Annotated in this window: 13 protein-coding genes; 6 read left to right on the forward strand and 7 right to left on the reverse strand. The window is 71.5% G+C overall.

Going from position 1 to position 14,182, the window contains the following annotated elements; all coding sequences use genetic code 11:
* Positions 1 to 38 precede the first annotated feature (38 nt).
* From ACRQ4C_RS14065 to rsmI, 6 genes are all read right to left on the reverse strand, one after another.
* Entirely contained in the window at positions 39 to 548 is a 510-nt protein-coding gene (locus tag ACRQ4C_RS14065; RefSeq protein ID WP_439689090.1) for a type II toxin-antitoxin system VapC family toxin, read from the reverse strand.
* Complete coding sequence (locus ACRQ4C_RS14070; protein WP_439689091.1) at positions 545 to 769, reverse strand: hypothetical protein; 225 nt, start codon at positions 767 to 769, stop codon at positions 545 to 547. Before ACRQ4C_RS14070 ends, ACRQ4C_RS14065 begins: the two co-directional genes overlap by 4 nt.
* Before the next feature lie 82 nt (positions 770 to 851).
* Positions 852 to 1,700: a 16S rRNA (adenine(1518)-N(6)/adenine(1519)-N(6))-dimethyltransferase RsmA gene (gene rsmA / locus ACRQ4C_RS14075; RefSeq protein ID WP_290134051.1), complete on the reverse strand. Its 849-nt coding sequence runs from the start codon at positions 1,698 to 1,700 to the stop codon at positions 852 to 854.
* A gap of 2 nt (positions 1,701 to 1,702) precedes the next feature.
* The gene (locus tag ACRQ4C_RS14080) at positions 1,703 to 2,632 is read right to left on the reverse strand and encodes a TatD family hydrolase (protein ID WP_400412651.1); all 930 of its coding nucleotides are present in this window, start codon (positions 2,630 to 2,632) and stop codon (positions 1,703 to 1,705) included.
* Positions 2,629 to 4,209, reverse strand: a complete 1,581-nt coding sequence (metG, locus tag ACRQ4C_RS14085; RefSeq protein WP_439689092.1) for a methionine--tRNA ligase — start codon at positions 4,207 to 4,209, stop codon at positions 2,629 to 2,631. Before metG ends, ACRQ4C_RS14080 begins: the two co-directional genes overlap by 4 nt.
* A gap of 108 nt (positions 4,210 to 4,317) precedes the next feature.
* Positions 4,318 to 5,139: a 16S rRNA (cytidine(1402)-2'-O)-methyltransferase gene (rsmI, locus tag ACRQ4C_RS14090; RefSeq protein ID WP_439689093.1), complete on the reverse strand. Its 822-nt coding sequence runs from the start codon at positions 5,137 to 5,139 to the stop codon at positions 4,318 to 4,320.
* Between the two features lie 85 nt (positions 5,140 to 5,224).
* Between rsmI and ACRQ4C_RS14095 the strand changes: the two genes are divergently transcribed.
* Positions 5,225 to 6,856 carry a dolichyl-phosphate-mannose--protein mannosyltransferase gene (locus ACRQ4C_RS14095; protein WP_439689094.1) on the forward strand — a complete coding sequence of 544 codons (1,632 nt, stop codon included), beginning with the start codon at positions 5,225 to 5,227 and terminating at the stop codon, positions 6,854 to 6,856.
* A 15-nt stretch (positions 6,857 to 6,871) separates the two neighbouring features.
* Here the strand turns inward: ACRQ4C_RS14095 and ACRQ4C_RS14100 are convergent, their stop codons facing one another.
* On the reverse strand, positions 6,872 to 7,519 hold the full coding sequence (locus ACRQ4C_RS14100; RefSeq protein WP_290134044.1) for a TetR/AcrR family transcriptional regulator: 648 nt from the start codon (positions 7,517 to 7,519) through the stop codon (positions 6,872 to 6,874).
* Between the two features lie 149 nt (positions 7,520 to 7,668).
* On the opposite strand from ACRQ4C_RS14100, the gene ACRQ4C_RS14105 reads away from it, so the two are divergent.
* The 5 genes from ACRQ4C_RS14105 (at position 7,669) to ACRQ4C_RS14125 (ending at position 14,177) form a co-directional block, all read left to right on the forward strand.
* Positions 7,669 to 9,219, forward strand: coding sequence for an MFS transporter (locus ACRQ4C_RS14105; RefSeq protein WP_439689095.1), 1,551 nt, complete (start codon positions 7,669 to 7,671; stop codon positions 9,217 to 9,219).
* 467 nt (positions 9,220 to 9,686) lie between these two features.
* Complete coding sequence (locus ACRQ4C_RS14110) at positions 9,687 to 10,547, forward strand: sulfurtransferase (protein WP_439689096.1); 861 nt, start codon at positions 9,687 to 9,689, stop codon at positions 10,545 to 10,547.
* Between the two features lie 114 nt (positions 10,548 to 10,661).
* Positions 10,662 to 11,717 carry an NAD-dependent epimerase/dehydratase family protein gene (locus tag ACRQ4C_RS14115; RefSeq protein WP_439689097.1) on the forward strand — a complete coding sequence of 352 codons (1,056 nt, stop codon included), beginning with the start codon at positions 10,662 to 10,664 and terminating at the stop codon, positions 11,715 to 11,717.
* Positions 11,718 to 11,720: 3 nt separating this feature from the next.
* Positions 11,721 to 12,266, forward strand: coding sequence for an ATPase (locus ACRQ4C_RS14120; protein WP_439689098.1), 546 nt, complete (start codon positions 11,721 to 11,723; stop codon positions 12,264 to 12,266).
* Positions 12,267 to 12,332: 66 nt separating this feature from the next.
* Positions 12,333 to 14,177, forward strand: a complete 1,845-nt coding sequence (locus ACRQ4C_RS14125) for a thioredoxin domain-containing protein (protein WP_439689099.1) — start codon at positions 12,333 to 12,335, stop codon at positions 14,175 to 14,177.
* The last annotated feature ends 5 nt before the right edge of the window (positions 14,178 to 14,182 follow it).

Consider the following 14,182-nt stretch of genomic DNA (forward strand, 5'->3'; position numbering starts at 1 on the left):
CGTAGGGCCGGCGCGATCGCATCGCACCGTTCGGCGCGTCAACTGCGGAGAGCTCGCGCTGCATCGAGCGTGTCATTGCTCACGCACAACGAGAACCCGTCGACGCATGCGAAGGCGGCACGGGTGGTGACGATCGCCGGCACGTCGGAAGCCCACGCGGTCACGACCTGCACCGCCACGGAGGCAGGCACGCCGAGCTCGGAGACGAGGTCCGTTGCACCGGGTAGGACTCCGTCGAGCGGCACCGTGTGCACGCTCGACGATCGCAAGTGCTCCAGCCATGCGTCCACCAGCTCGGGTCTTCCCAGGCCCTCGGCTACCTCGAGCAGCTCGACTTCGAACAGCGACGACACGATCATGGCGGTCTGCTGGAGATCCAGGTGCGCCAGGAACGCGGCGGCGTTCTCGTGCCCCGGTTCCGACGCAACGAGTGCGCGGAACAGGAAGGGCGGGTCGAGCAGCACCAGGTCGAGTGATCCGACGCATTCCTCGAATGCGAGGACGCGGTCCCACCCGAAGTCGACTGGCTCCCCGGACGCGGCGCTCACGTGTCGTACCGGGAGCCGAGGTACTCGCTGATGGGTCTGTCGAGCCACACGCTGTTCGATGCGCGGTGCAACTGCTCCTGTCGCTCCTCCGCAGTGCCTTCCAGCGCCGGCCGTCGCGCGAGGAACGCGGCCATCTCGTCTGCGGTGTACTTCCGGACGCGGCTCCGGATCGCGGCGACGCGCGCCGCCTGCGTGACGCGATCGCGGTTCGGTGCGAACATCGTTCCTCCTCGGTAGGTGAGGAAGAACGTACGGACATCGGAAGCCGGTCACGAAACCTCCCGGATGTGCGGTGGGCGACGGTCAGCCTGCTGCAAGCACCGTCCGCCCGAGCCGCACGAAGTCGTCCACGCCGATGACCTCGCCGCGCGCCGTGGGGTCGATCCCGGCGGCGGTCAACACCTCGGCGGCCCGTGCGCTGCCACCGAGCACCCCGGACAGACTCTGCCGGAGCATCTTCCGCCGCTGCTGGAACGCGGCATCCACGAGCACGAACACCCGCGACCGCAGGGCATCGTCGCCGGGCTGCTCACCGCGGTCGAATCCCACGAGGACGCTGTCGACGTTCGGCACCGGCCAGAACACCTGACGGCTGACCTGACCGGCGATCGACCACGAGCCGTACCAGGCAGCCTTGACGCTCGGGGATCCGTAGACCTTGCTGCCCGGGTCGGCTGCGAGCCGGTACCCGACCTCGGCCTGCACCATGACGAGCGCGCGCTCGATGCTCGGGAAGGTCGCGAGGAGGTGCAGGAGCACCGGGACGGAGACGTTGTACGGCAGGTTCGCCACGACGTGCGTCGGCGCTTCCGGGAGGTCGGACGCCGCCACGGTCAGGGCGTCCTGGTGCACGACCCGGAGCCGCGCGTCCGGCTGCATGGCCGACACCGTGGCCGGGAGCTGAGCAGCGAGGCGTCCGTCGATCTCGACCGCGGTGACGGATGCGCCGGTCTCGGTCAGACCGAGGGTGAGCGAGCCGAGGCCCGGGCCGATCTCGAGGACGCGGGACTCCGGCGTCACCCGCCCCGAGGCCACGATGCGACGGACGGTGTTCGCGTCGTGCACGAAGTTCTGCCCGAGCTTCTTCGTCGGCGTGACGTCGAGCTTCGCGGCGAGGTCACGGATCTCCGCCGGTCCGAGGAGCGCGCCCACGACTACTCCGCCACCGTGACGGGTTCGGCGTCCCACGCGCCGTAGACCGTCTCGGTGTTCGACGCGATCTGCGCGGCGAGCATCGACACGTCGGTGCGCAGGGTCTCCGCCATCGAACGCAGCGTGAGCGGGATGAGGTACGGCGCGTTCGGTCGACCACGGTAGGGCGTCGGGGTGAGGAACGGCGCGTCCGTCTCGACCATGATGAGGTGACGCGGTGCGACCTCGAGCGCATCGCGGAGGTCCTGCGCGTTCTTGAACGTCACGGTGCCGGCGAAGGACATGTACCAGCCCCGCTCGGCGCAGAGACGGGCGAGGTCGGGCCCACCCGAGAAGCAGTGGAACACCGTGCGCTCCGGTGCGCCGACGCGGTCGAGGACCTCGACCACGGCGTCGTGCGCGTCGCGGTCGTGGATCGTCAGCGCGAGGTCGTGCTCCTTCGCGATGCGGATGTGCTCCTCGAACGAGCGGACCTGGGCAGCGCGGCCGTCCTCACCCGTGCGGAAGAAGTCGAGGCCGGTCTCCCCGATCGCGCGGACACGGGGCAGGGCGGCGAGCTCGGCGATCCCCGCGAGGTGCTCGTCGAGGCTGCCGGCCGCGTCGAGCACGGGTGCTTCGTTCGGGTGCAGCGCGACGGCCGCGAGCACGCGCGGCTCGCGAGCGGCGATGGAGGCGGACCACTGCGAGGTCGCGAGGTCGGTACCGACCTGCACGACGCCCCGGACACCGACGCTCGACGCACGGTCGAGGTGCTCGCGGTACTCGAGCGGCCCGTCGCCACCTTCCCCGACGCCGTCGGCGATCTCCATGTGGGTGTGGTTGTCGTACACCGGGACGACGAGCGCCTGCGGCAGGGGCGGGTACGTCAGGTCGCGCTTCGACCCGCCGCCCGATCCCTCGCCGCGGGCACGGACGTGCGCCGCGTCGGTCACGCTGCGCCCTGCTCCGGCTGCTGCTCGATGCGCGGGAAGAGCCCGGACTCGAGCGGCACGATCTGCGCCGCCGCCTGCCACTCCCATGCCCGGTCGATGCGCTGCTCGGCGATGGACCCGCCGGCTCCGATCGACGCCCAGAGCTTCTCGGTCGCCTTCGGCATCACGGGCGAGACCAGGACCGCGACGGTACCGAGGCCGCGCAGCGCGGTGACGAGCACGGTTGCGAGCCGTTCGCGCTTCGTGTCGTCCTTCGCGAGGGCCCACGGCTCCTGCTCGGTGATGTACCCGTTCAGGGCGTCGACGAGCTCCCAGACGGTGGCGATCGCGTCGTGCGGCGCGAAGGAGCCCACCGCGGCGTCGGCGCGCTCGGTCACCGAGCGGGCGAGGTCCTCGACGGCACGATCCGCGTCGGTCGACGCACCGGCCGTCGGGACGACGCCGTCGAAGTACTTGCCGAGCATCGCGACGATGCGCGACGCCAGGTTGCCGAACCCGTTGGCGAGCTCGGCCTGGTACCGGGCGGAGATGTCCTCCCAGCTGAAGTTGCCGTCCTGCCCGAAGGTGATCGCGCGGAGGAAGTAGTAGCGGAAGGCGTCCGATCCGAAGGTGTCGGTGATCTCCGACGGCGCGATGCCGGTCAGCTTCGACTTGGACATCTTCTCGCCGCCGACGAGGAGCCAGCCGTGCCCGTAGACGCGCTCCGGCACCGGGAGCCCGGCGGCCATGAGCATCGCCGGCCAGATGACGGCGTGGAACCGGGCGATGTCCTTGCCGACGATGTGCACGCTCGGCCAGAGGCGATGGAAGGCTTCGTCGTCCTCGGAGCCGTAGCCGAGCGCCGTGACGTAGTTCAGCAGCGCGTCGAACCACACGTAGAGGACGTGGTCGTGGTCCCAGGGGATCTGGATGCCCCAGTCGAAGCTGGACCGCGAGATCGACAGGTCACGCAGCCCCTGCTTCACGAACGAGATGATCTCGTTCCGGACGCTCTCGGGCTGGATGAACTCGGGGTTCGACTCGTAGAGGTCGAGCAGCCGCTGCTCGAAGTCGGACATGCGGAAGAAGTAGTTGCGCTCGGACAGCACCTCGACCGGGATCGAGTGGATGGCACAGACCTGCTGCCCCTCGTACGCCCCGGTGCCGGCCACGAGGTCGCTCGGCTGCTTGTACTCCTCGCACCCGACGCAGTAGAACCCCTCGAACTCGCCGGCGTAGATGAAGCCGTCGTCGTACAGCTTCTGCAGGAAGGCCGTGACGCCACGCTCGTGACGCTCGTCCGTGGTGCGGATGAAGTCGTCGTTGGCGACGTCGACCGTCTCGAGCAGGGGCTTCCACGCATCGGTGACGAGCCGGTCCGCCCACTCCTTCGGGGTGACGTCGTTCGCCGAGGCGGTGCGCAGGATCTTCTGCCCGTGCTCGTCCGTCCCGGTGAGCAGCCAGGTGTCCTCGCCGCGCTGACGGTGCCAGCGCGCGAGCATGTCCGCGGCGACCTCGGTGTACGCGTGCCCGATGTGGGGCACGTCGTTCACGTAGAAGATCGGCGTGGTGATGCTGAAGGAGGACCCGTCGGACATGCGGACCATCCTACGGGCGCGCGGAGCGCGCATGACGCGGCTGTGGACAACTCGGACTGGAGGCGCGGGGCGGCGCCGCCCCGCGCCTCCAGGCCGCCGATCTGCCTGTCACCTCGCCGCCAGCGCGCCCTCGTAGAGGTCCCGCTTCGACAGTCCGGTCGCGTCCGCGACCGCCGCCGCGGCCTCCTTCATGCGTGTGCCTGCCGCGACGCGTTCGAGCACGAGACGGACGCCGTCCTCCAGGGAGGTGACGTCGTCGCTCCCGGACGACCCCTCGACCACGATGCAGATCTCTCCGCGCGATCCGTCGGCGGCCCACTCGGCGAGCTCGCCGAGCGTGTCGCGTCGGACCTCTTCGTGCAGCTTCGTGAGCTCGCGGCACACGACGGCGCGTCGGTCGGCGCCGAAGGCGGCAGCCATGTCGGCGAGGGTGTCGCCGAGCCGGTGCGGCGACTCGAAGAAGACCATCGTGCGACGCTCCCCCGCCAGCGCCTCGAACGACCTGCGCCGCTCGCCCTGCTTGCGCGTGGGGAAGCCCTCGAAGGTGAACCGGTCGGTCGGCAGGCCGGACACGGCGAGCGCCGTGAGGACCGCCGACGGACCGGGGATCGCCGTGACCGTGACACCGGCCTCGGCGGCTGCTGCCACCAGGGGGAACCCGGGGTCGCTGATCGCGGGCATGCCGGCGTCGGTGAGGACCACGACGTCGTCGTCCTGGGCGAGTGCGACGACGTCGGCGGCACGCTCCCGCTCGTTGTGCTCGTGCAGCGCGATGAGCCGCGGCCGGTTCTCGATCGCGAGCGCGCGCATGAGGTGCACCGCGGTGCGGGTGTCCTCGGCGGCGATGACGCTCGCGTTCGAGAGGGTCTCGACGAGCCGGCGGGAGGCGTCCCCGAGGTTGCCGATGGGGGTTGCTGCGAGCACGATCACCCGTCCATTGTCGCCGCACGACGGCTCTCCACAGCACCCCGGAGGTCGCAGCCTGGTCATGGAGAGCCTCCGTAGGATGTCCGCGATGACCAGCGAGCTGACCGACGACCGCCGGGACGTGGCGGACCGCCCGACCGGCTCGCGACTCGACGACTGGTGGGCGCACGTCCTCCGGACCGGCACCCGGGTCGCGGTGTGGCGGTGGACCGGGCCGCTCGCGGTGACGCTGCTCGCTGCCGTGCTGCGGCTCGTCGGCCTCGGCCACCCGCACTCGCTCGTGTTCGACGAGACGTACTACGTCAAGGACGGCTGGTCGATCGTGCACCTCGGGTACGAGGGCACGTGGCCGGCGAACCCGTCGGAGAAGGGCGCACCGACGACGGACCAACGGTTCGCCGACGGACAGACCGACCTGTTCTCACAGGCGGCGGAGTTCATCGCGCACCCGCCGCTCGGCAAGTACCTCATCGGCCTCGGCATGCTGGTGTTCGGAGCGGACAGCTCGTTCGGCTGGCGCATCACGGTCGCGGTGCTCGGCATCGCCACGGTCTTCCTCACCGCCGTCATCGCCCGGTCACTCTTCCGTTCGACCGCGATCGGCACCCTCGCCGGTTTCCTGCTCGCGGTCGACGGCCAGGCGATCGTGCTGTCGCGGGTGACGCTGCTCGACGGCATCCTGACGTTCTTCGTGGTCCTCGGTGCCGGTGCCCTGCTGCTCGATCGCCGGTGGACGGAGCGTCGACTCGACCGGTGGGTGGCGCGACGGACCGCGGCCGGGCGGGACACCCTGTGGGGACCGTTCCTCTGGTGGCGGCCGTGGTTGATCGCGATGGGGCTCGCGCTCGGGCTCGCGACGGCGACGAAGTGGTCGGGGATGTTCTTCCTGGCGTTCTTCGCGGTGTACTCGGTGCTCAGCGACATGATGATGCGGCGGCGGGCGGGCATCGAGTTCTGGTCGTCGAGCGCGTTCCTGCAGCAGGCTCCGGTGTCGTTCCTGCTCACCGTGCCGATCGCCGCTGCGACGTACCTGGCGTCCTGGACGGGCTGGTTCACGTCACGGGACGGCTGGGACCGCGACTGGATCGCGAACGGCGGCGAGCGTTGGACCGGTCTGCTCGCGTGGGTGCCGGACAGCCTGCAGAACTGGTGGCACTACCAGTCCGAGATCTACGGGTTCAACATCGGGCTGCACACACCGCACTCCTACCAGGCGAATCCGCTGCTGTGGCTCGTCATGCAGCGGCCGACGTCGATGTACTACGTCGGGACCGACGCCGGTCAGGACGGCTGCACGGCGTCCCGCTGCGGCGAGGCGATCACCGGGATCGCGAACCCGTTCATCTGGTACGCCTCGGTCATCGCGGTCGTCGCGTTGCTCGTGTTGTGGGTGCTGCGTCGGCGCTGGGAGTACGGCTTCGTGCTGATCGGTGTCGCGGCGGGCTACCTGCCGTGGCTGATGTACGTGAACCGGACGGTGTTCCAGTTCTACACGATCGCATTCGAGCCCTTCATGGTGATGGCCCTCGCCGCGGCGATCGGGTTGGTGCTCGGTCGCCGGACGGACGAACGGTCGCGCCGGACCCGGGCGATCGTCTGGGTCGGCGTGTACCTCGGGGTCGTCGTGCTGGCGTCCGTGTACTGGTACCCGATGTGGACCGCGATCCAGATGCCGTGGGACTTCATCCGGTCGCACTACTGGATGCCCAGCTGGCTGTAGCAGCCTCGGCCGGGTTCAGCTGCCCGGCTGCAGCGCCCGTTCGAGGGCTTCCCGGTCGAGCGGCGTGCCGGACATCGGGTCGGCGTGCTCCGGGGGCATCACGCCGTCGATGAGCACCTGGGCGTAGCGCCGCCAGGCGTCGGGGTCGGTCGCGCGGGTGGTGTCCGCGACCGCGCCGAGCATCTGCGTGAGCATCGGCAGGTCGCGGTAGTCGAAGCCGTCGCGCACGACGCCGGCGGCCTTCGCGCGACGGATGATCTCGGACACCTGGGTCTCGAGCCGGTTGCGCTCCTCGACGATCGACGGGCGGGCCTTGCCGGCACGCACGATGGCGTCGGCGAGCGCCCGGTCGCGCGCGCGGAACTCGAACACGCCCATCAGGTACACGCGGAGCGACTCGCGGGGGTCGAGCTCCTCGGCAGCGCGGGCGGCGGCGCCGTTCATCGCCTCGAACTTCGTCGCGAGCAGTGCCTCGATCAGGGCGTCCTTGTCGGCGAAGCGGCGGTAGACCGTGCCGACGCCGACCCCGGCCTCGTGCGCGATGTCGTTGAGCGTGACCGAGAGACCGCGTTCGGCGAAGCACTTCCGCGCCGTCTGCAGGATCAGCTCGCGGTTGCGTGCTGCGTCCGCGCGCAGGGGGCGGTCGAGGTCGGTGGTGCTCACGTGGCCAAACCTAGTTGACGATTCTGGGAACAAACGGATGCGGTGACTCCGTTTCGGTCTACACTGGACACAAGCGGATGCCGAGCATCCGTTTTTCTCCGGTCGATCCGACCACCCTTCCCCCTCCACCTTCCAGAAGGAGGCTGCCCGTGACGGCAGAACAGACCGCGCCGACCCCGACCGGGTCCGCGCCCACCACCCAGGACTCCCCGCCCGCCGCTCCCGAGCGCGCCAGCCGCCGCTGGATCGCCCTCGCGGTCATCGCCCTCGCCCAGCTCATGGTGGTGCTCGACGCCACGATCGTGAACATCGCACTGCCGTCCGCCCAGGCCGACCTCGGCTTCGGGACCGACCAGCGCCAGTGGATCGTCACCGCCTACTCGCTGGCGTTCGGATCCCTCCTGCTCCTCGGCGGACGACTCGGCGACCTCTTCGGCCGCAAGAACACCTTCATCATCGGGCTCGTGGGCTTCGCGCTCGCCTCCGTCCTCGGCGGCCTCGCGGACTCGTTCGGGCTCCTCGTCGCGGCACGCGCACTGCAGGGCGTCTTCGGCGCGCTGCTCGCCCCGTCCGCGCTCGGCATGCTGACGACGACCTTCCGTGACCCGAAGGAGCGCGGGCGGGCCTTCGGCATCTTCGGGTCCATCGCGGGCTCGGGTGCCGCACTCGGCCTGCTGCTCGGCGGGGTCCTCACCGAGTACGCGACCTGGCGTTGGTGCCTCTACGTCAACGTGGTCTTCGCGGTCCTCGGCGTGATCGGGGCGCTGGTGTTCATGGCGAAGCCGCCGAAGGCCGACCGCCCGCGGATCGACGTCGCTGGCGTGCTCACCATCACGGCCGGTCTGGTCGGGATCGTGTACGGCTTCTCGAACGCCGAGACGAACGGCTGGGACGATCCGCTGACCATCGTGATGCTCGCGGCTGGCGTCGTGCTCATCGCCGCGTTCGTGGTCATCGAGACCCGGGTCGCGCACCCCCTGCTGCCGCTCCGCGTGGTCCTCGACCGCGACCGAGGCGGTTCGTACATCGCGATCGGCCTCGTCGCGATCGGCATGTTCGGCATCTTCCTGTTCCTGACCTACTACCTCGAGCAGACGCTCGGGTTCACGTCGCTGCAGACCGGTCTGGCGTTCCTGCCGATGCCGCTCTCGATCATCGTGTCGTCGACGCAGATCGGCGGACGGCTGCTGCCGCGGGTCGGCCCGAAGGTGCTCGTCTTCGCCGGCGGCCTCGTCGCTGCGACCGGGCTGCTTATGCTGCTCCGGACCGACCTCGACAGCACCTACGCCGGTACCGTCCTGCCCGCGCTCGTCGTCATCGGGCTCGGGATGGGCACGATCTTCTCGTCCGCCATCAACACCGCGACGACCGGGGTCGCCCGAGCCGACGCCGGAGTGGCGTCCGCGACCGTCAACACCATGCAGCAGATCGGTGGGTCGATCGGCACGGCACTCCTCTCGACGATCTTCGCGGACGTCGTGAAGGACCGGCTGGCAGACCTCTCCGCGGCGCCGACGAAGCTCCAGCAGGCCCAGGCGGTGCTCGACGGCTACCACGTGGCGTTCGGCATCTCGGCCGGCGTCCTGGTGCTGGTCGCCCTCGCGGGCGGGCTGCTCATCAACCGGCAGTCGGTGCGGCTCGCGAAGCTCGAGCACGCCGCGGCGACCGCGACGGGGAGCATCGCGACCGCCGCGCACTGACGGTCCCAGGCACGTCACGACGACCCGCTCGGCTCGGTGCCGGGCGGGTCGTCCGCGCGTCGCGTGGGGGCGCCGCGCTCGTGGGTGGCTGGGCGCGTGGGTGGGGGGGGGCTCGGTGCCGCTGCGGAACGACCGGACCGCTGTCGGACGACGACGGTCCGGTCGTTCGTTGCACGCGACGGAAGTTGCGCACGCGGGACTGCGACACCGCCGCTGTCGGACGACCGCGGCGGTGTCGTTCGACAGCGGCCGACCACGGCCGCACCCACGCCAGCGCGCCACGCCCGCCCACGCCCGCGCGCCGCGCCCGAACACGCCAGCGCGCCGCGCCCGGCCCCGCCAGCGCGCCGCGCCGCGCCCCGCCCGCACCGCCCGAGAGCCGAATCGCGCGGTACGGAACGGCCCGCAGTTGCGCAGTGTTGCGGTTCCCCTCGCAGGCGTCAGGGGTGCTCGTTACGGTGGGCGGCATGGCCCCCGTCCTGACCTCGCCGCTCGTGTCGACGCAGTGGCTCGCAGACCACCTCGGTGCTGACGAGCTCGTGGTGCTCGATGCCTCCGTGCAGACGTCGGGGACCGGACTCGAGACCACCTGGCGATCCGCGGAGGACGCCTACGCCGACCGTGGGCACGTGCCCGGCGCCCGCTACGCCGACCTGCTCGACGACTTCTCCGCGCCGGACGGCGACGTCCCGTTCACGCGGCCGAGCGCCGAACGGTTCGAGTCCGCCGCGGGCCGCCTCGGCGTCACGAACACGTCGACGGTCGTGGTCTACGACGACGGGGTCGGGCAGTGGTCGGCTCGCCTGTGGTGGATCTTCCGGTCGTTCGGCTTCGACTCCGTGGCCGTGCTCGACGGTGGCTTCACGAAGTGGCGCGACGAAGGACGTCCGGTGCGCATCGGTTCCCTCGCCCGTTCGGCGCAGGCTCCCGCATCGGACGTCTTTCTGGCGGGCGAGGAGCGTCCGCTGTGGGTCGACCACGACCGGGTGCGGCGCGCGACCACCGGCGTCGAGCCTGCGGCGCTCGTGCTCGCGGCGGACGACGACGCCCTCGGTGCGGAGCACGCCCCGGTGATCCCGGGCAGCACGGCGATCCCGGTCGGCACCCTCGTCGACCCCGACACCAACGCCTACCTGAAGGGACGCGCGCTCGAGGCCGCCTTCGCGGAGGTCATCGAGTCCGAGGAGATCGTCACCTATTGCGGCGTCGGGACGGCGGCGTGCGTCGATGCGCTGGCGTTGACGGTCCTCGGCCACGACCGGGTGCAGGTCTACGACGGCTCGCTCGCGGACTGGTGGCGGCGCGAGCCGGAATCCATCGCGTCCTGACCAGACTCCCGACCCGCACGGCACGCGTCGCGCGAGCGCACGCCCTGCCACCTGCGAGACGTGCGCCGCGCGACCGACGCGCCCCGCGCCTCCCGGCCGCACTACCGTTGCAGCATGAGCACGAGACGCGCGGTCATCCTCGGCGGCACCGGCGGCATCGGCTCCGCGGTCGCCCGACACCTCCTCGACGCCGACGACGACTGGCAGGTCGAGGTGGTCTCCCGCCGAGGCGGTCCCGTGGCGGACGCGTTGACCGCCGACGGGGCGACGTCGACCGTCGGCGACGCCCGCGACACCGCGCTGCTCCGGTCGCTGCTGCGACCCGGCGCCGACCTCGTCGTCGACACCGTCGGGCGGACGCGCGACGACGCGCTGCGGCTCCGGCCGTTCCTCGACGACGCGGGGTCCACCGTGTTCGTGTCCTCGAAGGCGGTGTACGTCGACGAGCAGGGACGGCACGGCAACTCCGTCGAGCGTCCGGTGTTCGGCGGCCCGGTGACCGAGCTGCAGCCCACGGTCGTGCCGAACGACGCCGACCCGACGAGCCGCGACGGCTACGGCGCTGCGAAGGTCGCCGCCGAACAGGTCCTGCTCGACCACGGTGCCCCGGTCACGGTGCTGCGTCCGTCGAAGGTGTACGGCCCGCACATCGGGCGTCCACGGGAGTGGTTCGTCGTCCGCCGGGTACTCGACGGACGAGAGCGGATCCTGCTGGCGGACCACGGCCGCGGGGTCGACCACACCACCGCCGCCTCCGGGATCGCGAGCCTCGTGGCACTCGTCGCGGACCGGCCGGACCGCCGCATCCTGAACGTCGCGGACGAGACCGCCCCGTCGGTCCTCGAGATCGTGCGGACCGTCGCGAGCCACCTCGACCACGTGTTCGACGAGGTGCTGCTCGACGAGGACGCGCCCGCCTTCGTGGGCGTGACACCGTGGTCGTCGTCGAGCCCGTTCGTCCTCGACACCGCAGCCGCGCGGGCCCTCGGCTGGACCCCACCGCGGTACGAGCAGGCGGTCGTCCCCGAGCTCGACTGGCTCGTCGACACCGCGCACCGGGTCCCGGCGGACGGCGACGTGCCGTGGGCGGACGACCCGTTCTGGGAGCGGATGTTCGACTACGGCCCGGAGGACGCCGCACTCGCCCTCCTCATGCTCGGCCGGGGCTGACCCGTGCCCCGCTCGGAGGTGCTGTTCATCGGTGGCCGCTCCGGCGTCGGCAAGTCGACTGCCGCCGAGGCGTTGCACGACCTGCTGGTCGCCGACGATGTGCGGCACGTCGTCATAGAGGGCGACGCGCTCGACCTGGCGCACCCGGCGCCGCACGTCGAGCACCCGGAGGCGCACCTGGCGGAACGGAACCTCGCGACGATCTGGGCGCGGTACCGCGAGCTCGGGCACCATCGGCTGGTCTACACGAACACCGTCTCGGTCCTCGAGCACGAGACCCTGGCCACCGCGATGGGCGATGACCCCCTGGTCACCGCGGTGCTGCTGCGCGCAGGCGACGCAGCGGTCGCCGACCGCCTGCGGCGTCGGTCGGGTGGTCGCCTCCCCGAGGCGCAGCTGGCACACAGCACGAGGACGGCCGGGAGGCTCGACACGGCTGTCCGGGGCGACGTCACGCGGTTGGACACGGACGAGCTGACGCCGGAGGACGTGGCACGTCGGCTCGCGTTGCTCACGGGGTGGCTCCCCACACCGCCCGCTGTGGACTGAGCGGATCGGTCCACAGCCCGGCCGACGCGCTGCCGGAGTTCAGGGCGATCGGGGCAGGCTGGACGCATGAACGACAACCGCCTCGGCTCGGCCGTCAGCCCCTACCTCCGCCAGCACGCGGAGAACCCGGTGGACTGGCGCGAGTGGGGCCCGGAGGCCTTCGCCGAGGCTCGCGATCGAGATGTCCCCGTCCTCGTGTCGATCGGGTACGCGACCTGCCACTGGTGCCACGTCATGGCGCGCGAGAGCTTCTCGGACCCAGGGGTGGCCGACCTCCTGCGGCAGGACTTCGTGGCCATCAAGGTCGACCGCGAGGAACGCCCGGACGTCGACGCGAGCATGATGGCCGCGGCGAGCGCCTTCACCGGACAGCTCGGCTGGCCCCTCACCGTCTTCACGACGCCCGACGCGCACGTGTTCTTCGCGGGGACGTACTTCCCGCCGGAGCCGGTGCAGCAGGTGCCGTCGTTCCGGCAGGTCCTCGGCGCGGTGCTGGACGCCTGGCGTGAGCGTCGGGGCGAGGTGGACGCGAACGCGGCGGCGATCGCTGCGGCGATCCGACAGGGCGCCGAGGCGGACGCGACCGTCGTGTCCGGCGACGGACGCGACGGGGACGAGCCGCGCCTCCCGTCGGTGGACACGACCCATGCGGTCCTCGACCAGCTGCGGCAGGCGGAGGACACCACGTACGGAGGTTTCGGGGGCGCACCGAAGTTCCCCGGTGCGCCACTCCTCGAACTGCTCGGCGACCTCGCGGCGGGCGACCCGGCCGACGGTGCGGATGCCCGCGGGCTGCTCGGCCGCACGCTGGGGGCGATCGCCGGCTCCGAGCTCACCGATGCCGACGGCGGGGTCTTCCGGTACGCGACGCAGCGTGACTGGAGCGTCCCGCACTACGAGCGGATGCTCTACGACAACGCGGGACTGCTGGCGGTGGCCGAGTCCGCGCAGGCACGGGGCATCGCCGCGTTCCTCCGCGACACCCTGCGGCGACCGGACGGTGCGTTCGTCGCGGCGCAGGACAGCGAGTCGACGATCGACGGGCGCCGGGTCGAGGGCGAGTGGTACCGCCGTCCGCTGGCCGAGCGCGCGACGCTCGATCCGCCGCCCCTCGACGACCAGGTGCTGACGGGCTGGAACGGCCTCGCGATCCGAGGGCTCGCCATCGCCGGAGCGCGGTACAGCGACGACGAGATGACCTCGCTCGCCAGGGGCGCGGCGGACGCGGTGCTCGCAGCGCACGTGCGTGACGGGCACGTGGCGGTCCGGTCGAGTTCGCCGCGTGGCACGTCGAGCGCTCCGGCGACGATCGAGGACGTCGGCCTGCTCGCCGAGGGGCTGCTCGAACTCGCGCTCGTCACGGGCGAGGTGTCCTACGCCTCCGCCGCACGGGTCCTCGTCGACGACGGCCTCGCCGGTCGCTTCGGTGTCGACCCGGTCCTCGACTCGGCGGGGACGGCGACCGGCGAACAGCCGCAGACGGCGCTGCGGTCGGGGACGGTCGGCCTCGCCTCGGCGGCGGCGACGCTCGCAGCGCTGACAGGTGAGCGCTCGTACCGCGACGCGGCCGAGCGGCTCGTCGCCGATCGTGCCCGGTCCGGAACGGAACGACCGCTCGGGTACGCCGATGCGCTCGGGCTCGCGCTGGCGCTCGGGCGACCGTCGCGCGAGGTCGTCGTCGTGACCGCCGACCTGGCCGACCCGATGCGGTCAGCGGCGTTCGGCGCGCGACGTCCCGGGACGACGATCGCGGCCGTGACCCCGGCACAGGCCGACGAGTGGGCGGCCGCGGGCTTCGGGCTGTTCGAGTCGCGCGCCGCGCTCGCCCCGGCGGCGTACGTGTGCCACGACCGGGTGTGCGCACTGCCGGCACGGGCACTCGACGAGCTCGTGGCGCAGCTCGCTGGATGACGCGC

It is taken from the genome of Curtobacterium sp. SP.BCp (genome assembly GCF_051903255.1).
Taxonomy (GTDB): Bacteria; Actinomycetota; Actinomycetes; order Actinomycetales; family Microbacteriaceae; genus Curtobacterium.

Bases quoted from the DNA above. Each gene is read 5' to 3' on its own strand.
- ACRQ4C_RS14095 (WP_439689094.1), top strand. From the start codon at position 5,225: ATGACCAGCGAGCTGACCGACGACCGCCGGGACGTGGCGGACCGCCCG.
- ACRQ4C_RS14110 (WP_439689096.1), top strand. From the start codon at position 9,687: ATGGCCCCCGTCCTGACCTCGCCGCTCGTGTCGACGCAGTGGCTCGCA.
- metG (WP_439689092.1), bottom strand. From the start codon at position 4,209: ATGTCCGACGGGTCCTCCTTCAGCATCACCACGCCGATCTTCTACGTG.
- ACRQ4C_RS14070 (WP_439689091.1), bottom strand. From the start codon at position 769: ATGTTCGCACCGAACCGCGATCGCGTCACGCAGGCGGCGCGCGTCGCC.
- ACRQ4C_RS14125 (WP_439689099.1), top strand. From the start codon at position 12,333: ATGAACGACAACCGCCTCGGCTCGGCCGTCAGCCCCTACCTCCGCCAG.
- ACRQ4C_RS14115 (WP_439689097.1), top strand. From the start codon at position 10,662: ATGAGCACGAGACGCGCGGTCATCCTCGGCGGCACCGGCGGCATCGGC.